Source organism: Haliea sp. (assembly GCF_040222615.1).
In the GTDB taxonomy this organism is placed as follows: Bacteria; Pseudomonadota; Gammaproteobacteria; order Pseudomonadales; family Halieaceae; genus Haliea.
Window position 1 is genome coordinate 22270 of record NZ_JAVKCQ010000209.1, and the last position, 19938, is coordinate 42207.

Genomic DNA, 19938 nt, shown 5'->3' on the forward strand with positions numbered 1-19938 from the left:
GACAATAGAAGAGGTACGAACGTGGATACAAGTTTTGCTCCGGAAGATCTCGCGTTTCGCGATGAAGTGCGGGCGTTTTTTGCCGAGGCCTATGACGCCGACTTGCAGGCGCGTCTGAATAACCTTGCAACCTTCAAGGATGCGGTCATCGACTGGCAGAAACGTCTCTACAAGCAAGGCTGGATTGCCCCCGGGTGGCCGAAGGAGTACGGCGGCACAGGCTGGAATGCGACCCAGAAGTTTATCTATGAGACCGAGCGCAGTGCCGCGGGTATCCGTGACGTGATTCCTTTCGGTCTCAATATGGTGGGCCCGGTCATTTACGGCTTTGGCAACGAGGAACAAAAGCAGCGTTTCCTGCCGGGGATTCTGCAGAGCGACGACTGGTGGTGCCAGGGCTATTCCGAGCCGGGCGCGGGCTCTGACCTGGCGTCGCTGAAAACCAGGGCGGTACGCGAGGGTGACGAGTACGTGGTCACCGGCGCCAAGATCTGGACCAGTTACGCCCAGTATGCGGACTGGATCTTCTGCCTGGTTCGCACCAATAGCGAGGGCAAGAAGCAGGACGGCATCAGTTTCCTGTTGATCGACATGACGTCGCCCGGGATCAAGGTCAACCCCATTGTCTCCATCGACAACCACCACAGTCTCAACGAGGTGGAGTTCAACGAGGTGCGGGTCCCCGTCGCCAACCTGATAGGCGAGCAGGACAAGGGCTGGACCTACGCCAAGGCCCTGCTGGCCCACGAGCGAACCGCTATCGCCGGGGTCGCCGACAGCAAGCGCAACCTGGCCGAGACCCGGGATTTCGCCGCGCGCGAGATCAATGGCGGCAAGTCGCTGCTCAGCGATCCGCTGTTCCAGAAGCGCCTGTCGGATATCGAGATAGAGCTGATGGCGCTGGAGTTCACCGAGCTGCGGGTGCTGGCCTCCGTCGCCGCTGGCGGAGCTCCGGGCCCCGAGTCATCGCTGCTGAAGATCAAGGGCACCGAGATGCAGCAGGCGGTCCAGGAATTGCGAATGGAGGTTGCTGCCTACTATCAGGGGGTGCTACCCAACGACCTGCCCTCCGCACAGCTGGGCCATGCCTTTGGTTCCCAGGCGCGGCAGAGCTACATGTATGGGCGCGCCGCGACGATCTACGGCGGCTCCAACGAGGTGCAGAAGAACATTATCGCCAAGGCCGTGCTCGGCCTGTAATCCCGTATTTGAGAGGCAAACGCCATGAATTTTGAGTTTACTGAAGAACAGGGCATGTTGCGGGACAGTGTCGCGCGCTTTGTGCAGGACAGTTACGATTTCGATACCCGGCGCACGATCGCCGCTTCCGACGAGGCCATGAGCCGCGACAACTGGCAGACCTTCGCCGAGCTGGGTTGGCTGTCAGTACCCTTTGCCGAGGAGCACGGCGGTTTCGGCGGCAGCCCCGTGGACACCATGGTCGTGATGGAAGAGTTCGGCAAGGGTCTGGTGCTGGAGCCCTATCTCGCCACGGTGCTCCTGTTTGGCGGCCTGCTCCAGCGCGGCGGAACCGTGGAGCAACAGGCGGAACTGATTCCGCGCATAATTGAAGGCGGCTGCCTGGGTGCGTTCGCCTACCTGGAGCGGCAGAGCCGGTACGAGCTGGCGGACATCCAGACCACGGCCAGCGCTCAGGGTGACAGCGTGGTCCTCAATGGCGAGAAAGTCGTGGTGTTCAACGGCGCCTGTGCCGATCAGCTCATTGTCTCCGCGCGCACACGTGGCGGGCAGAGTGATCGCGACGGTATCAGCCTGTTCCTGGTGCCCGCGGATGCCGCCGGCATCGAACGCAGCAGCTTCCGCCTGATGGATGGTCAGCTGGTGGCCAATATCGTATTCAGGGATGTGCAGGTGCCCGCGGCCAATCTGGTCGGGGAGCACCACGCAGCTTACGCCCTGATGAACGAGGTGGTGACCGCCGCCAGTGTTGCCCTGGCATCCGAGGCGCTTGGAATCATGGGCCAGCTCAATGCCAAGACCCTTGAATACACCAAGACGCGCAAGCAATTCGGCGTAGCCATCGGCAGCTTCCAGGCCCTGCAGCACCGCATGGTGGATACCTTCATGGCCTATGAGCAGACGAAGTCAATGCTGTACCGGGCCGTGTGTGAACTGGATGCCGGCGGCGACGATGTGGCCGCTTGCGTACACGCACTGAAGGTGATGGCAGACCGCAACGGCAAGAAGGTCTTCGGTGAGGCCATCCAGTTGCATGGCGGCATGGGTATCACCGACGAACTGGATATCGGCCACTTCGCCAAGCGATTGATGATGATCAACACCTTTTTTGGCAACGGTGATTATCATCAGGCACAATTCAATCAGCTGCGTTACAGTGCATGAACACGAACCGGGAGACAAGGCTATGAAACTGGGCATCCTGCTGGGTTACTCCGGCAAGCACATCGATATACCCATCGACCTGATCCGCAAAGCGGAGGCCATGGGCTATGACTCGGTCTGGACCGCGGAGGCCTATGGCAACGACGCGGTGACGGCAGCTACCTGGGTGCTGGCCCAGACTTCCAGGATACGCGTCGGTACCGCGATCATGCAGATGCCTGCGCGGACCCCGGCCATGTGTGCAATGACTGCGATGTCGCTGGACCAGCTGTCCGGGGGGCGATTTATCGTCGGCCTGGGAGCGTCCGGTCCCCAGGTGGTCGAAGGCTGGCACGGCGTGCCCTACGGCAAGCCGGTTACCCGTACCCGCGAGTACGTCCAGATCATGCGCAAGATCATGGCCCGGGAGGGGCCAGTGGAGTTCCAAGGTGAAGTGTACCAGTTGCCCAACACCAGCGCCGGTACCACGGGCCTGGGCAAACCGCTGAAGTCCATTCTGGAAGGTAACCCCAACATACCGATCTATACCGCCTCCATCACCCCGGCGGGCCTGCGCTGCGCCGGGGAAGTAGCGGATGGCGTTTTTCCGGTTTGGATGGACCCGAACAAGTTCAGCATTCTGGGTGACCATATCCAGAAGGGTCTCGACAGTGCGGGTGGCGGCAAGAGCCTGAAGGATTTCGATATCGCGCCCTTTGTATCAGTAGCGGTCAACGACGACCTGAATGCAGCCTACGATTCCCTGCGGCCCTGGCTGGCCCTGTACATTGGCGGCATGGGCGCCAAGGGCAAGAACTTCTACAACGACTACGCTACCCGCGCCGGTTACGGAGATGTCGCCGAGCGAATCCAGGACCTGTACCTGTCCGGCAAGAAGGCCGAGGCCGAGGCCCTGGTGCCGAACCAGTTGCTCGACGAAGTGGCACTGGTCGGTCCTCGCGAGCGGGTGATTGAGCGGCTGGCCGACTGGAAGGCGGCCGGCAAGCGCGGCGAGGTGGGCACTATGTTGCTGGGTGTGCACGATCCGGCTGTTCTGGAGCTGTTCGCCAAGGAAATGCTCTGATGCAGTTGAATGGCCGGGTCGCGGTTGTCACCGGTGGTGGCAACGGTATCGGCAAGGCGCTCTGTGAGCGCTTTCATCAGGAAGGGGCCGAGAAGGTTGTCGTCGCCGATCTCGATCGCGCCAGCGCGGAGGCCGTGGCGGCGACGGTCGCCGGGGATGCCTTCGCGGTGGATGTCCGCAACGAGGATGCAATCAAGGCCATGGTCGATGAGGTGGTCACGCGCTATGGCCGCATCGACCTGTTTTGCAGCAACGCAGGCATCATCGCCGGTGACGGCGAACCCTGGTGGGCCACCTCGGCCCCCAACAGTACCTGGCAGGCGATGTGGGAAATTCACGTGATGGCCCATGTCTATGCGGCGCGCGCCTGCCTGCCGACAATGCTCGAGCGCGGCGAAGGATTTTTCCTCAATACGGTTTCGGCGGCGGGGTTGCTGAACCAGGTCGGTGATGCGGCTTATTCTACGACCAAGCACGCCGCGATCGGCTTTGCCGAGGCGCTGGCGATTACCCACGGCGATGACGGTATCAAGGTCGCGACCCTGTGCCCACAAGCGGTGGCAACACAAATGATCGGCACCGTGGAGGAGGGTGGTACCGCGGGCGTCGATGGCATCCTGACGCCTGAGCAGGTCGCGGCAGCGGTGATCGATGGCCTGGCGGCAGAGCGCTTCCTGATCCTGCCACATCCCCAGGTGGCAGACTACAGAGCCCTGAAAGCGGCGGATTACGACCGCTGGCTGGGCGGCATGCGCAAGCTGCGGCGCCGCTTCGACAATCCCAAGCTTTGATGCCGCGCGGGTGAAAGAGATGCCCTACAGTCGCGGACAGCAGGAACGCTTTGCCCGCACGATTCTCAACGGTTTCGAGGGCTACTTTGCCGAATTCCAGAACATTACCCTGGCGGCGCGCGCGCGTTTTGAGGCCCAGGACTGGCACGGCATGCATGCGGCTTCCATCCAGCGTATTGATCTCTACAAGGAGGCCACGACCCGGGTTCTGCAGTATGTGGAGCTGATCGCGGGTGAACAGTTGCACAGCCTGCAGTTCTGGCAGGAGGCGCGGGAAAGCTACTCCGAACTGATTCGCGGCCACAACAATTTCGAGATCGCCGAAACCTTCTTCAACTCGATTTACTGCGGGGTATTCAAGCATCGCAAGATTCGCGATGAGTACGCCTTCGTTTTCTCCCCCCAGGGTGATATGCCGGCACCGGATGTGAGCAAGGTATACCGGGCCTACACCTGTAAAGGCGACTTTGAGGCACCGTTGCGGGAAATGCTGCAGGACTATGGCTTCAGCCTGCCCTGGGAAGACCTGGAGCGCGATATCGCCAACATCGTCGAGGCGATCAACCGTTTTCTGGCGCCGCGATTCGACCTGGCCCGGCCCGGTATCGAGATCCAGACCCTGGAGCCCCATTTCTTCCGCAACAAGGGCGCCTATATTGTCGGCCGTATCGTTTCCGGTCCCGATTCCATGCCCATCGTGATCCCGATCCTGCACAGCGGTAACGGCGAGGTGTATGTCGACACCATCCTGTTTGGCGCCGACAAGATGAGCGTGATCTTCAGCTTCACCCGTGCTTATTTCATGGTGGACGCCACCATACCGTCACAGTATGTACTGTTCCTGCAGCAGCTGATGCCCGCCAAACCGATCTCCGAAATCTACAGCTCCATGGGTTACAACAAGCACGGCAAGACCTACTACTACCGCTGTGCCTACCGGCATATGAAGACCACCAACGACAAGTTCATCATCGCACCGGGCATCAAGGGCATGGTCATGAGTGTGTTCACGATGCCGTCCTATGATTTCGTGTTCAAGATTATCAAGGACAGGTTCACTCCCCCCAAGGAAATGACCCGGGAACAGGTGAAGGAAAAGTACCGACTGGTCAAACGCTGGGACCGGGCGGGTCGCATGGCGGATACCCAGGAGTTCACCAACCTCGCCTTCGCCCGCGAGCGTTTCTCGGATGAACTGATGGAGGAGTTGCACAAGGTGGCACCGTCGCTCATCGAAGAGCACGGCAAGGCGCTGGTGATCAAGCACGTGTATGTCGAACGGCGCATGACGCCGCTGAATCTGTATTTGCAGGATGCCACCGAGGAGCAGGTGTCGGCGGTGATGGACGAGTATGGCAACGCGATCAAGCAACTGGCGTCGGCCAATATCTTCCCGGGTGACATGCTGCTGAAAAACTTCGGCGTCACCCGCCATGGCCGCGTGGTGTTCTACGACTACGATGAAATCGTGCCGTTGATGGACTGCAATTTCCGGGAGATACCGCAGCCTCGTACCGAGGCGGAAGAGCTGGCCAGCCAGCCGTGGTACAACGTCGGTCCCAATGACATTTTTCCCGAGGAGTTCCGGTTGTTTTTCTCGGGGAACCAGCGTGCACGCAAGGTTTTTGATGCCATGCACAGCGACATCTACCAGGCCTCGTTCTGGCAGGGACTGCAGGACCGTATCCGCCAGGGTTACACCGAAGACTTTTTCCCCTACCGTCGCAAACTCCGTTTCAACCGCACTCCCAGGCAACAGGTAGCAACGTCCTAATGGCAACACTGTATCTATTCCGGCACGGGCAGGCATCGTTTGGTGCTGACGACTACGACAAGCTCTCTGATCTGGGCTGCCGCCAGGCGGAAGTCCTGGGCCATTATCTTCGAGATCACGGCATCGAGCTGGATGCGGCCTACAGCGGCGGTCTGCTGCGGCAGCGGGAGACCGCCGCCCTGGCTCTGGCCAGCCAGCCTCGTTCTGTGCCCCACCACATTGACAAGCGCTTTGACGAGGTGCGCAACGACGAGCAGATCAAGTACCTGGTGCCGACAGTGGCAACCGCCAACCCGCGGATCCAGGCCCTGGTGGACAAGGGCCTGAGCTCAAGCAAGGATTACCAGAAGGTCATAGAGGCCGTGTTCACGCACTGGGTTTCTCCGGCCTGCGACGAACCACGGATCCAGAGTTGGGCAGATTACTCGGGGGCCGTGCGGTCTGCCCTGCGCGATGTCATGACCGTGCAGGGCTCCGGCAAGACCGTCGGAGTGTTTACCTCGGGAGGCACCATCGCCACTATTGTCACCCAGGTCCTGGGTCTAAGCGGTGAGCACGCCTACAAGTTCTACGAGCCCATCTTCAATTGCTCGGTGACCCAGCTGTTCTACAGCGGAGACAAGGTCTCACTGTCCTACTTCAATGACCGCTCCTTCCTCCAGGTGTTGGGCGGCCAGCGGGAGGAACAGCTGGTCAGCTATCGCTAGCCACCCGTTTCTTGCGCAGCAGGGACTCCTGCGCCACTGAGGCAACCAGCTCACCGCTGCGACTGTAGAAGCTGCCGCGGCTCAGGCCCCGGCCTCCATGGCTGTTGGGGCTGTCCATCGCGTACAGCAGGTACTCATCCACCCGTAGCGGACGGTGTATCCACAGTGCGTGGTCCAGGCTCGCAGTTTGCAGCTCCGGGCTCATGCCGGTATAGGGGTGTGGCAGCAGCGCGGCCCCGAGCAGAGCGAAGTCGGAGATGAAGGCGAGTATGGTCTGGTGCCGTACCGGGTCGTCGCCGATATTGCCCTCCGGATCCAGGACCCGGAACCACATGAACTGCTCGGGCTCCTGTGGCTGGGGATTCATATAGTCCCGGCGTTTCACTGGACGCCGCTCCAGCGCCTGCATCAGGGGCGGGGTAAAGCGCTCGGGGTGTTTCTCAGCCATTGCCTTCCAGTAATCGAAGTCGGTTTCCAGTTCTTCCGGCGGCGTCACCACAGGCATCCCGGACTGGTGGTCGAGTCCCTCTTCGAAAGCCTGGAACGATACCGCGGTGCTGAATATCGGGATGCCATCCTGCTTGGCGATTACCCGCCGGGTGGTAAAGCTGCCGCCGTCCCTGATCGGGTCAACCTCGTACACGATCTGCTTCTTCGGGTTGCCCGGGCGCAGGAAGTAGGCGTGCATGGAGTGGGCGCTGCGCGCGGTGTCCACGGTCCTGCTGGCGGCATACAGGGATTGGGCCAGCACCTGGCCGCCGAACACCCGCGGCGGATAGCTGGGGCTGTTGCCGATGAAGAGATATTTGTCGATGCGCTCCACTTCCAGCAGCGTCAACAGTGTTTCCAGCTTGTCAGCCATCACGGGTTGTCCTCTTGGTCGCGACCTTCCGCAGCGTCAGCGCGGCTGCAGGCCATTGAAAAAAATGTCGAAGTAATCCACGGCGACGGCATCGAGGTCGTCCACCCGACGCCAGAGTTTGATGTCCATTGCCGCGTTGATAGCGCCGGCGATGAGCTGCTGCGCAATGAAGGGCTCGATACTTCGTATACTGCCGTCAGCGATACCCTCGCGGATGAGCTCACCGAATTGCAGGTCTATGGCTTCCGTGCGCTGGAGAATCTGCTTGCGTTTCGGGATCGGCAGCGCGGTGATAGTACTGTAACGGATGAGCGGCCCGCGCTCCGAGTTTTGGGCGAGGAATACTCGCCGGCAGACCTGGTCGACCTTGTGCAATCCCGTGCCTCCAAGCTGCAGCGCCTGCTGGTGAATCTCATTGGTTACATCCTGCGAGTAGACATAGCAATTGAAGAGCAGATCTTCCTTATTGCGGATGTGGTAGTAAAACGCGCCTTTGGAGACGTGAAGATGTTCGGCAATCTCATCCAGTGAGGTGCCATTGAACCCCTTCTTGTTGAAGAACCAGGAGCCTGTCTTGTAGAAAGCTTCCTGCTTCAGCCGGTTCTGCTCGTCGCGGTCAAAGCCCTGAACGTAGTTCTCGCTGACGGAATCCCTGCTCATTGCCGTGGGTTGGTACTCGCCAGCACCTGAGTACAGGCCATGGGCCAGCAGGTCCCAGGCCTGGTCGGCAGTAGTGCCGATCTGTGCCCGTGGCCTGCTGTGCAACCAGTAGAAGATCCAGTCCAGCGAGCCCAGCATCGCACGGGTGGTCGCGGTAGTTTCGCAGGGCCTGATCTCTCCGGCTTCGATACCCGCCCGCAGGTAGCTGCGCAGGCGCTTGAACATGGCGATGTAGTGCGCCTCCACATCGATACGGTGCTCGCTCTGCAGGGAAGCGATCTCCAGCAGGGCCGCCAGGTGCGGGCCCCGGTTCTCCTGGGCTGCCAGCCAGTTCTCGAACTGCAGCAGGAAAAACTGCCGCGCCCGTTCCAGCGGGCTGCTGTGGCGCTGTTCGATTTCCTCCATTGAACGCAGGTGATGCTCCAGCGTCGCCCGGTAGCACTGGTAGATCAGCTCTTCCTTGGTCCTGACGTAGTAGTACAGGCTGGTCTTGGTGAGGCCCAGGGTCTCGGCAATGTCGCGCAGTGTAGTGGCGCGTGAGCCCTTGGAATTGAACAGGCGGGCCGCCTGGGAAAGTATCGCGGTACGTTTGGCATCCTGTTGTGCGGAGCGGTTGAATGGGGAACCTGGTCCGGCTGTTGGTGTATCCCTGCTCTTGCCCATGTAGCGCCTCTGCCGGGTGTGGGATGCCGGCCGTTCGTACCCAATAGTCGATAATTCCAACTTTAAGTATTTTTTTTGTCGCTGTCTACAATGGGGGGCCGGGATGTTGCTCGAAACGCAGATCCAGCCACTTCCGCGAGCGATAGCGGTAGACAAGCAACACGGCTTTCATGCTGTAATCGAGCAGCATTACGCCGAAGATCCAGTAGACGGATAGGCCCAGCATGGTGCACAGCCAGGCGGGGAGTAAGCGGCCCAGGAGGATGCCGGTGAGGGTCGCCACCAGTGGGAAGCGGGTGTCACCAGCGCCCCGCAGAGCGCCGGCGAGGGCAAAGTCACAGGCCATCATGGGCATGGCCAGGCAGATCATGTAGATGAAAACCACCGTCAGGGCAATGACCTCTGGGTCGTTGATCATGAACGTTGCCAGCTCTTCCGCATACCAGGCCATGGCGATCGACAGGCTTATCATGGCGATTAACGCCATGCGCAGGGAACGCCAGCCGGTGGTCATGGCGCGGTCGGGGCGGCCGGCCCCCAGTTGTTGTCCAACCAGCGTAGCGGTAGCCACCCCGAAGCCGAAGCCGATAACTATCGGAAAGGCCACCAGGCTGATACCGATCCCGTAGGCGGCATAGGCTGTGGTTCCGTAATCGGCAATGATGGCGAAGAAGGCGAGAAAGGCCAACTGGACTACAGCCTGTTCGGTAACCGCAGGCGTGGCAATCCGCATCAGCTGGCGGGCACCGGTCCAGTCGATATTGAGCCGTTTGACGGGCTTGAGAGCGAAATTGCCCCGCCACCAGAATACGAGGAAGCCAAGGGTGACCAGACTCCCCGCGGCACCTCCGCCGAGTGCTACGCCCGCGACGCCCATTTCCGGGAGTGGGCCAAGCCCGAACGCCAGGGCGTAGCCGAAAGCGATATTCAGCGATGAGCTGACCATGAGGAAGTAGAGCGGCGTGGTCACATCCCCGGTTGCACGCAAAGCTGTGGCCAGCATCATGTTGGCAGCCGCAAACAGGTTGAACATCCCCAGCCAGAAAATGAAGCGCGCTGCCAGTGTCGTTGTGAGGGGGTCCAGGCCGAACAAGCCGGCAATGCTCTCGGGGACGACCAGCACCGGTACGGTTAGCAGCGCCGCAATCAGAAGAGAGAGCAGCAGGGCCGTCCAGCTGGCCATTTCAGCGCGCGCAACCTCCCCCGCCCCCCAGTACCTGGCAACCATCGCGGTCGCGGCAACCGAAAGACCCATGAGAATGGCCTGGACCAGGAAAAACACCCGGTGCCCGGTGGTCACTGCCGCCACCGCGGACGTGCCCAGCCCCGCTGCTATCTTGATGTGCATGAAACCGACCAGGGTGAACAGCAGATTGGAGATGATCGTTGGCCACGCCAGCTGCCATACCCGTCTGCTGGCGGACTCGCGTCTGGCGACCGCTGAAGGAGTCTCTTTTTCCATCACTTTATGCGGAAATCGCGAGGTTGCCCGGCGAGTGCGCGACACTCATTGTGCCGAAAGCAGGTGGTTAAATGGTCATTGACCATGCCGGTCGCCTGCATGTGGGCATAGAGGATGGTAGTGCCGACAAAGGTGAACCCCCGCTGCTTCATGTCCTTGCTGATGGCGTCCGAGAGAGGTGTGCTGGCGGGCACCTGTTGCAAACTTTCCCAGGTATTGTGAACAGGTTCGCCGTCCACGAATCGCCACATATAGCTGGCAAAGGAGCCAAATTCCTTCTGGACAGCGAGAAAGGCCTGAGCGTTTTTCCTTGCGGCGTAAACCTTGAGTCTGTTCCTGATAATACGGCTGTCACCGAGTATGCGTTCCAGTTTTTGGTCCGTGTAGCGGGCGATGCGCTGGACATCGAAGTCATCAAAGACATCCCGATAGCCTTCTCGTTTGCGCAGAACCGTAATCCAGGCCAGACCCGCCTGGGCGCCTTCCAGAATCAGGAACTCAAACAGCGTTTTGTCGTCGGTCACCGGCACTCCCCATTCGGAGTCATGGTAGGCAACGTAGAGTGGGTCCGAGCCACACCAGCCGCAACGTTCAGGCATTGCCTCATCTCCAGGGCGCTCAGGGAAGGGGCAGTATCGGCTCCTCGCCCGGGCTTGTCCACCGCGACGCTCTGCGGCTGTTCGTTGTAGCGCAAATCCGCTGCCTGTGACAAAATCCAGAGCATGACCGACACAATACGCTATGAGCGGACCGGGCACATTGCTCGCCTTGTTCTCAACAATCCTGGCCAGCACAACGCCCTGGGGCAGGAGCAATTGGCTGCCATCCAGGAGCATCTGGAGGCTGTGCGTGCCGACGCGCAGGTGCGTGTACTGATCATTACCGGCTGGGGTGAGAAGACCTTCTGTGCAGGTGCCTCATTACAGCAACTCGGCAGTGGCAACCTGTCCGGGGATCAGTTCCAGGAAACGACAGATTTGATAGCGCACCTTCCAATTCCGACAATTTGTGCAATCAACGGCAATGTCTATGGTGGCGGAGCAGAGTTGGCGCTGAGCTGTGATTTCAGGATAGGTGTAGCAGGAAGCAAGCTTCGTGTTCCAGCTGCAGCCATTGGCCTGTGCTACCCCATCAGCGGGATAAACCGATTTGTGGAGCGCCTCGGGGTCACCACGGCTAAGCGCATGCTACTGGCCGCCGAGGAAATGGACGCAGAGACCCTGCTGCATCTTGGATTTCTTGATCACCTTGTTCAGCCTGCCGCGCTGGACAAGGTCGCGGAGAATCTGGCCCTGCAGATTGCAAAGTTGGCTCCGCTGTCGGTGCGCGCCATGAAACTGGTCATTCAGCAGGCCGCGGCCGGTAATATTAATCGGGAAGAAGCTAATGCTCTATCGAGGCAGTGTCTTGATTCCGATGACCTGCAGGAAGGTTTTGCGGCCAAACGTGAGAAAAGACAGCCGCGCTTCCAGGGGAAATAACGTCATCGGACTCACCGATACAGCCAGTGCTTGATCCGTTCAGGCCCAGGGAACGTCGAATTGGGCGGTAACCGTATTGCGGTCTTGGGCAGCAATGGCCAACTTGCACCCGAGCTCCTCGGCGGCGTGCTGGATGATCGTGAATCCAGCAGATTCCCCGGCGTTAAAGCCAAGTCCTTCCGGTATTCCGCAGCCATCGTCCTGATAGACCAGCTTCACCGTATCCCGACCTGATTCAGGCACTGCCGTTACTGTCACCGAAAATCGAACAAAACAAGCCGCCCGATTACCCGCGAATGCATGCGTGAGCGAGTTATCGAATAGCTCAGCCATAATGATTGCGAGCGGTATAGCCTGCACCGCGGGGAACAGTTCATCCTGGATGTCATTGACCGCCGTCAGGCGGGAGAGTACTTGAGGATGGTTTGCCCCGACCATCTCCACGAGTTTGGCCGTATAGCTTTTTAGATTGGAGTAGAGCTTCTCTCCGCGGTAGTAGAGGCTGTCCTGGATAAGCTCAAGGACGCCAAGCCTGAACCTCATTCTATCGTGTGCGAGTTTATTTACAGTGGACTCCCATTCTAGCGTTGCGCCGGTACAGAAACGCGCCCAGGACAGGAGTTGTTTGTTGTAGGTATGTATCGAGTCTGTGAATTTAGCCTGGAACTCCCACTGATCCTGGAGACTATCCGCAAAGCTATCAACCATCTGGTGCAGTTCAGTGACTCTATTGAGTTGCTGCGTTCTCAACAACTGCTTTCGATAGAACCAGAGACCGATGGCAAGGAGAGCACAGATTACGATAAAATAGGCAGCGAACGCCCACGGGGTCAACCACGGAGCGGGTTTGACCGTAAGATCGATACTCAAACCTTCATAGTTCCAGATGCCCGAAGAATTCACCGCTTGGACCCGAAACACATATTCCCCGGCAGGTAGGCTCGTATAAGTTGCAGAGCCCCGATTGCCTATGTCTACCCACTCTGTGTCGAAGCCAACTAGCTTATGCCGGTAGCGAGTGTTTTCAGGGTCAGTGAAATCCAAGGCACTGAACTCGAAAGTGATGAAGCGGTCTTCGTGGCTTAGGATGATTGAGTCGAGATTTCCCGCTAGCCCACGAGGTTCGGGTTTCTTGTTGCCGATGATCAATTGAGTAAGCACCACATCCGAGGTGGTCTTTATGATCTGTATGGTTCGGGGGTCGAAACGAACATATCCATCATTGCCTCCGAAGTAAATAAGGCCTTCAGCGTCCGTGTGTGAACTTCCTAGTTCGAATTCAGTTTTCTGAAGTCCTTGAGCTTGGCCGAAATTGAACAAACTGCCGTCTTCCGATAGTCTAGATATTCCTTGATTGGTCGAAAACCATATTTCTCCATCGCCGCCGACTTCGATTGCATAAACTGTTAAGTTTGGAAGATGTGAGTCTAGCGCGACTTGCTGGATTTTCTGATGCAATGATTGACCTTCCTCGATGCTTTTATCTAGTTTGAACAATCCGTGATGCAATGAGCCAAACCAGATGTATCGAGAACTCTCCGCCATGCTCCAAATGAGAGGCTGCTCAGGCTCTGCCAATTTGCTCGGTGAGAACTTCGGAGAATATAGTTCGCCGGATTCCTTGTCGAAAATTCTAAGCCCCGATTCGGTTCCAATCCAAATTCTGTCGTCCAGGGTTCGGAACAACATTAAGATCCTGTCGTCTGGCAAAGTATAGTTCTCGGTAGCGGGTAAAATATTGCGAGCTCTGCCTGATTCGTTGAATATACTAATGCCACCTCCATATGTGCCGACTAGTAGTTCGTCTGAATTCAATCTCAGAAAGGCACTAATTGAATCTGATCGCAGTCCCTCAAGTGAGTCAGAGTTAAAGAGGATAGAACCGGGTTTTTTAACATTGACAATTTCAAAGCCGGAGTTTCGGTAGCCAAGGTATACCCGTTCTTTATCAACAAACGCCGACATGATCCCCTCGCCAACCACAGATGTTCCAGGGAAAAAATCTGTCAAACTAGACACTTCGCCAGCCAATTTGCTGACTACCATGAGCCCGGAATAGGACGCGATCAGCAGATTACTTTGATCAAGAGATTCAATCTCGACGACGGAGTGGAGCTTTCTATCGTCATGTCTGCCAAAAGTATCGAAAGATGAAATGACAAGCCTATTGATTCCGTCGTATGTTCCAATCCAGTAGCCGCCCAAATGATCTGGGCTAAGACAAATGACTTCGTTGTTCGAGAGGTAAGAGTTGGATGTAGTAAAGAAGTCAACGATTTGTCTTTCTCTAAAGATGTAAATTCCTTGGTCGGTCGCTACTACAAAGAGTCCCGATTCATCATGGATCACCAGTTCGTGAACGGTAGATTTTGGAAGTCCCCTATGGCTGAATGCTGATGGAGTTACTTGATTGCATTCGCCTGAGTTTTCATCAATAGTAAGTAATCCCTCACCCGAAGTGCCTATCCAGATAGTCCTGTCGTCTGATTCCATTACCTCAAGAATTCTGGATTGTCTCAAACATGAACTCTCAATTTCAAAAACTTCGATGTTGTCCAGAGAACGATTTGTTCTTGCAACCTTAGTTGAGCCTGATATTAGAATATTGCCTGCTCTCCTATTCTCAGAGAAGTCCGAAATCGCTTCATCTAAATCCAGAGAGATACGTTCCTTTTTGGTGCCGCTATTCCCGACCTTGACCACATCGCCGTTGTCAAAGCCGATCCAGAGACTTTCGTCATTCGAAAAGTACACTTTTGAAATATTTGAGTTGCCGATACCCAGGCTCCGCATCCATCTTGGGGAGTTGAACAGTCCTGTATTCGCGTCGAAAAACATTAATGAACTTGACTCGGTCCGCGCGATCACCTCCCCATTCCACACTTCTACCAGCTCGACTATTCTAAGTTGGCCGGTTTCCGAGGATTGGTTATGGTGCTCGATATGCTTTCCTTTCGCTTCGAGTACCCCACCGTAGTTTGACGCCCAAAGACTATTATTGGTGGTATGCAAGATCGATAGTGTGGTTCCCTGGTGGAGAAATCGATTGAAAAAAGAATCAACTACGGCGAAGGATGGTTGCTTTCGCTGTGTCCAACTTTCTCTCCCATCAGGCTTGTTGGCGGACTCAAGTGCTGCAATACAGTTCGCAGCATGAAATAAAAGGAAAAAAATCAAGAGCCTGGGCGGCTTTCCTATGCTCATTCTTTGCTATTGTTTTAACGGCCTAAGATACTACTTTACTCATTGGGTGGACTTCGTATCTGCTTTCGACCTCTCGCGCAAATAGCTTGTATGCCGACTCAAGGTGTATGCAATGAGTCTGCAAATCAATCTCTTTTCCTTGCTTGATTCCCAACTCTATGTCGGACGCAATAATTTTTACTTGTTTTGCACCGAGATTGGCGCACATTGATTTGATGGCATGAGCTATTGATTGCGCTTGCTCTAAATTACCTGTCGTCGAGGCTATGCTGAGATCCATCATTTTTTCTGCCATCTGAACTTTAAATCCCGAGTAAACTTCCGGAAGAATCGATTTCCCTGTTTGTTGCTCGATATAGGTAATATTTTCTATCGCCGAAAGATCGATGACATCTTGATTTTTGCTCGATGCCTTTGCGCTCTGAGCATCAGCTGATCTCTCATTAAATTTTGACTTTCCGACCTGATGTCCACTACCAAGGTGATGATGGATGATCTTGGTTATGTCTGATATTTTGAAGGGTTTTCCGAGATAGCCATCCATTCCGGCGTCTGATAATGACTTCTTGTCGGTCGCAGTGATTCCCGCTGTAAGTGCGATGATCTTGACTGGAGGAATTTCCTTATTGCGCTCTTCTTCTCTAATTATTCGGGTCGCTTGATATCCATCCATCACTGGCATTTGGCAATCCATGAATATCAGGTCGTAGCGGTTCTCGCGTTGAAGTTCGACGGCCTCTGCTCCGTTCTGGGCGATGTGCACTTTATGTCCGCTCATTTCAAGTACTTCTTGTGCAATTCTTTGGTTGGTGGGGATATCCTCTACTACCAGGATTCTTAGAGGCAGGCTTGAATCTGGGTCCAAGAACGGCACTTCGGTCGACTTTTCGATGTCTGATTCTGTAAGTATCTCCTCCATCGCAAGCCTCAGCGTTTCGGAGGTACATGGTTTCGTAGTCGTAAGCCAGCTCTTATATTGAGGTGGTACTTCGGTCTCATGTAGCGGCATCAGCAATATACCTCTTCTATATTTTTTGCATAGTCCACTCTGATTCGCCAAGCCATCTAGATCAACAATCGGAATTTGGACACCTTCTGCTGCGGTGGACAAAGGCACAGTCTTTGAGGTTTGAATATTAAGAACGCCCATTCTTTCAAGTTGGGTTTTTATCATTCTTCTGGTGGAGTGCTTGGTCGACAAAACTAGAACCTTGGTATTTCGAAGGTTGGCTGGAATCGTGTGTTCAGATAGAGCTGCGCAGGCCGAGGTTGGGATTGAAATTAAAATTTCTGTACCTTGCTCGGGTTTCGATGATACGTGTATAAACCCGCCCATAAGTTCGATGTAGTTACGAGTTATCGATAGCCCTAGACCCGTTCCCCCGTACTTTCGTGTCGTACTTGCATCTGCCTGAATGAAGGGATCGAAAACTCTACGCGTGGTTTCGTCGTCCATCCCAATTCCTGTGTCACGAACTACTATTTTCAAGTTCCCCTGGTTGTTAATATTGCTATTCTCAAATTCGACGACAACGCTGATCTCCCCCCTATCTGTAAATTTTATTGCGTTGTTCAGAAGGTTCATTAATATTTGACGGATTTTTCCAGGGTCCCCCAATACTTGCGTTGGAACACTTCTGTCGATCGTGTGGTTTAGATCTAGCCCTTTGCGTGCTGCTGGTTCACTTTGGAGATAGCAAGTATCTTCAATGAGTGCGGACACATCAAACGGTGCGCTTTCAATATCGACTCGAGAAGCCTCTATCTTTGAGAAATCAAGAATGTCATTGATGAGAGCTAGCAATGCAACGCCGCTTTTGTGGGCAGCGGAAGCGAATTTCTTCTGTTGGTTGCTCAGCTCTGTGTGCAGGAGTAGTTCCGTCATCCCGATCATCCCGTGCATCGGTGTCCTTATTTCGTGGCTCATAGTGGCCAAGAAGTCCGACTTGGCTCTATTTGCTTGTTCTGCAGCACTTCGTGCTTCCTCCAGGTCAATAGTCCGCTCTTTGACTTTCAGTTCCAGTTCCCTTTGCCTGGCAAGCCCAGCCATTTCTCGCCTATGTTGCTGGTACAGTAAAGTCAATACCGCAGCCAATGCCAAAATTGAATAGGCTATGTAGGCAGTGCTGCTTTTCCAAGGTGGTGGAAGAACTTTGATTCGCACAGATTTACTATCCCAGTTCCAAACTCCCCCTGGGCTTGCAGCAGCCAATCTAAGCGTGTATTCACCAGCTGGTAATGTGGTAAACGAGGCCTGTCGTGCGTCGTCTGAAACAATCCAGTTATCGTTTATTCCCTCCATTTTGTAGGCATACTGAACAAGAGGCGGGTTCGAGTAGTCAGCTGCGAAAAACTCCACAGAGAACATTCGGTCATTGTGGGTTAAGGTGATGTCGGTGATTTCGTTATACGGTTGAGCAAACTCCTGTCTTTCATTCATTATTTTTATTTCTGATATGCTTATTTTGGGCGGTTTTTCTTTGTCTACGAAGCCCAAAGGGTCAACAATGTTGAAACCTAAGTTCCCTCCGAAATAAATTAATCCATTGCTCGCCTTGAACGATGCTCCCATATTGAATTCAGTGTCTTGCAGACCTTCTTTGATGCCGTACTGCCGAGAGTCACCAGTTTTCGGGTTTAGCTTTGTTACGCCCCTGTTATGCGAGAGCCAGATGTTCCCATCGGGGTCGCTTTGTATTCCGTATATGTTTGAACTTGGAAGAGCAATGTCTTCTGAATAATGACGAAATTTTTCAACACCAAGTGCCCTATCGGTATGTTCCCATTTGTTTAGTCCGCCACCTTTAGTCCCAAGCCATAGATCTTGATTTTGATCCTCGTAGAAAGACCACACCATGTCGCTTGATATGCTGTCGGTGTTTCCTCGTTCGGTGAATATCCTGTGGAATTTTGAGTCCTCAGAATCGTAACGGTTTAGTCCGTTTTCTGTTCCGATCCATACGAACCCTAGTGAATCCTCAAACAGTGCGATCACATTGTTGTTGCTTAGACTTTTTGAATCTAAAGGATCATGGGTAAAGTTTGTAAACTTCCCTGTTGTTTCATCAAGTACGCTAAGTCCGCCGCCGTAAGTGCCAACCAACAATTTGCCCGATGACGCCCTAAGTATTGAGGTTACGCCATTGGCTGCCAAGCTAGAGTCATCGAAACGAGAACTTCTGAATGTTGTTACTTTGTTAGTGTCGATGTCTAATTTATTCAGGCCGCCTGAAAAAGTTCCTATCCACAGTATGCTGTCTTCTCCTAGCAGGCTCATGACAGTGCTGTTCGATATGCTCGGTTCTGAATATTCGTTTATCCATGTGGAATCATTTTCGTTGTCTCGGAAGCGATTTAATCCGTTGTCGGTCCCAATCCAGATGCTTCCGTCAACTGTTTCACCAAAAGCATTTACTGAATCGTTTGATAGTTTCCCTATGCTCGAATTGTATTTGGGGAAGAGATTCTTGGAGCCGGTGGCCAATCCCACAACGGTGCCAACCCAGTAAACCCCCTCCTGTGATTGATAGATGCTGTGCAGCCGGCTCGAGGGCAGGTTGGTATTTTGGCTGTTGAAACGTTGAAAGGATTCGGTGTCTGACACATAGAGATCTAACCCTTCCAGTGTGCAGATCCATATTCGCCTATCTCTATCTTCAAATATGTCGAACGCGGTATTAGATGAAAGGGAGTTTGGATTCACTTCCTCGCTGTGATAGTGCACGGAGGTTCCCTTCGAAGGGTCGTACTTGGTGACGCCCGAACCTAATGAGAGTAACCATATGTGGTCGCTTGTGTCAGCGTAAACATGGAAAATTGGTTCAAGTGAGGAACTCGAGGTTTCGTTCACTGCCCCCGAGACTATGTCCATTGTCATGGATTCTTTGTCGATCTTTAGCAGACCGCTGCCTATGGTGGCTGCCCAGATAGTCCCGTCTGCAGACTGAGTGAAGCTGTTGATTTCTCCCAAATAGGGCAGATCTTTTTGCTGCGGAAAGTAATGGGAAAAAGTTCCTGTGGTTGGCTCGAACTTGCTAAATGCATTGTCATATCCGATCCAAATCTCCCCCTCTCTGTCACTAAAGAGTGTCAGGATATCGTTCGAGAGCGGAGATTGCCCTTCAGATTCGTCGTTGAGTAGCGCTGAAAAGCTATTGGATACACGGTTATATCTATTTAGACCACCTCCTCTGGTTGATACCCAGACATTTCCTGCTTGGTCCTCAACTATACTTGTTACCGCGTCATGGGAAAGCGATTGGGGGTTGGTTAGCGAGTATCTATAGTTTTCAAGTTGGTGTCCGTTATAGCGATTGAGGCCCTCTTGAGTTACAAACCAGATGTTGCCGATGGAATCCTGAAAGGTTTGAGTGACGATCTGTTGGGTGAGGTTTTGTGTGACCGGTGAGGGTTGAAAATCGATAGTCGTTTGATCTTCATAAAAAGTCTTTGAGAGCGTCGCTGAGCTACAGGCAACTAGAAGTAGAGTTAGTACACTCCAAGTCCTACAGGCCATATTGAAAAATTCGCATATCCACGACAGAGATATGTAGTGTAATCAAAAACAGAGACAGTGTCTTTTGTGCCGCACTGCGTGTGTCTTCAGGATGTGTTTGCCTGAACAAGAAAAAGGGGAGTCTCCACTCCCCTTGATGTTAGCGCTAGTTCTATCGGTCTACCGGAAGCCCCACTTATAGCCGGCCTGGTCTGCGTGGCTTCGGAAGCCCCATTTGTAGCCAGCTTGGTCCGCATAGCTACGAAAGCCCCACTTGTAGCCGGCTTGGTCGGCGTAGCTGCGGAAGCCCCACTTGTAGCCGGCCTGGTCCGCGTAGCTGCGGAAGCCCCACTTGTAGCCGGCCTGGTCTGCGTAGCTGCGGAATCCCCACTTGTAGCCGGCCTGGTCGGCA

General features: G+C 54.8%; 13 protein-coding genes and 1 pseudogene. 7 read left to right on the plus strand and 7 right to left on the minus strand.

The genetic code is table 11. The annotated features are described in order from the left end of the window. Positions 1 to 21: 21 nt before the first annotated feature. Genes RJQ10_RS16425 through RJQ10_RS16450 form a run of 6 tightly spaced genes read left to right on the plus strand, consistent with a single transcriptional unit; the run spans position 22 to position 6699 of the window. Positions 22 to 1200, plus strand: a complete 1179-nt coding sequence (locus tag RJQ10_RS16425; RefSeq protein WP_350148463.1) for an acyl-CoA dehydrogenase family protein — start codon at positions 22 to 24, stop codon at positions 1198 to 1200. A gap of 24 nt (positions 1201 to 1224) precedes the next feature. Continuing rightward, positions 1225 to 2364: an acyl-CoA dehydrogenase family protein gene (locus tag RJQ10_RS16430; protein WP_350148464.1), complete on the plus strand. Its 1140-nt coding sequence runs from the start codon at positions 1225 to 1227 to the stop codon at positions 2362 to 2364. Positions 2365 to 2386: 22 nt separating this feature from the next. Further along, on the plus strand, positions 2387 to 3427 hold the full coding sequence (locus RJQ10_RS16435) for an LLM class F420-dependent oxidoreductase (RefSeq protein ID WP_350148465.1): 1041 nt from the start codon (positions 2387 to 2389) through the stop codon (positions 3425 to 3427). Then, a complete protein-coding gene (locus tag RJQ10_RS16440) occupies positions 3427 to 4218 on the plus strand; it encodes an SDR family oxidoreductase (RefSeq protein WP_350148466.1) in 792 nt (263 codons plus the stop codon). The genes RJQ10_RS16435 and RJQ10_RS16440 overlap by 1 nt, the downstream gene beginning before the upstream one ends. Positions 4219 to 4237: 19 nt before the next feature. Beyond that, on the plus strand, positions 4238 to 5992 hold the full coding sequence (aceK, locus tag RJQ10_RS16445; RefSeq protein WP_350148467.1) for a bifunctional isocitrate dehydrogenase kinase/phosphatase: 1755 nt from the start codon (positions 4238 to 4240) through the stop codon (positions 5990 to 5992). Beyond that, positions 5992 to 6699, plus strand: a complete 708-nt coding sequence (locus RJQ10_RS16450; RefSeq protein ID WP_350148468.1) for a histidine phosphatase family protein — start codon at positions 5992 to 5994, stop codon at positions 6697 to 6699. Before aceK ends, RJQ10_RS16450 begins: the two co-directional genes overlap by 1 nt. Here RJQ10_RS16450 and RJQ10_RS16455 read toward each other — a convergent pair. From RJQ10_RS16455 to RJQ10_RS16470, 4 genes are all read right to left on the minus strand, one after another. Further along, positions 6686 to 7561 carry an acyl-CoA thioesterase gene (locus tag RJQ10_RS16455; protein WP_350148469.1) on the minus strand — a complete coding sequence of 292 codons (876 nt, stop codon included), beginning with the start codon at positions 7559 to 7561 and terminating at the stop codon, positions 6686 to 6688. The two genes, RJQ10_RS16450 and RJQ10_RS16455, sit on opposite strands and share 14 nt — an antisense overlap. A 36-nt stretch (positions 7562 to 7597) precedes the next feature. Further along, on the minus strand, positions 7598 to 8884 hold the full coding sequence (locus tag RJQ10_RS16460; RefSeq protein WP_350148470.1) for a TetR/AcrR family transcriptional regulator: 1287 nt from the start codon (positions 8882 to 8884) through the stop codon (positions 7598 to 7600). Between the two features lie 85 nt (positions 8885 to 8969). Beyond that, positions 8970 to 10346, minus strand: coding sequence for an MATE family efflux transporter (locus RJQ10_RS16465; protein ID WP_350148471.1), 1377 nt, complete (start codon positions 10344 to 10346; stop codon positions 8970 to 8972). Next, complete coding sequence (locus RJQ10_RS16470; RefSeq protein WP_350148472.1) at positions 10346 to 10945, minus strand: DNA-3-methyladenine glycosylase I; 600 nt, start codon at positions 10943 to 10945, stop codon at positions 10346 to 10348. The genes RJQ10_RS16465 and RJQ10_RS16470 overlap by 1 nt, the downstream gene beginning before the upstream one ends. A gap of 123 nt (positions 10946 to 11068) precedes the next feature. On the opposite strand from RJQ10_RS16470, the gene RJQ10_RS16475 reads away from it, so the two are divergent. Next, a complete protein-coding gene (locus RJQ10_RS16475; RefSeq protein ID WP_350148473.1) occupies positions 11069 to 11827 on the plus strand; it encodes an enoyl-CoA hydratase/isomerase family protein in 759 nt (252 codons plus the stop codon). Positions 11828 to 11866: 39 nt separating this feature from the next. Here RJQ10_RS16475 and RJQ10_RS16480 read toward each other — a convergent pair whose 3' ends face one another. From RJQ10_RS16480 to RJQ10_RS16490, 3 genes and pseudogenes are all read right to left on the minus strand, one after another. After that, the gene (locus tag RJQ10_RS16480; protein WP_350148474.1) at positions 11867 to 15031 is read right to left on the minus strand and encodes a triple tyrosine motif-containing protein; all 3165 of its coding nucleotides are present in this window, start codon (positions 15029 to 15031) and stop codon (positions 11867 to 11869) included. A gap of 22 nt (positions 15032 to 15053) precedes the next feature. Then, the gene (locus tag RJQ10_RS16485) at positions 15054 to 19547 is read right to left on the minus strand and encodes a two-component regulator propeller domain-containing protein (protein WP_350148475.1); all 4494 of its coding nucleotides are present in this window, start codon (positions 19545 to 19547) and stop codon (positions 15054 to 15056) included. Between the two features lie 159 nt (positions 19548 to 19706). After that, positions 19707 to 19938: pseudogene (locus RJQ10_RS16490) on the minus strand (hypothetical protein); the annotation flags it as partial.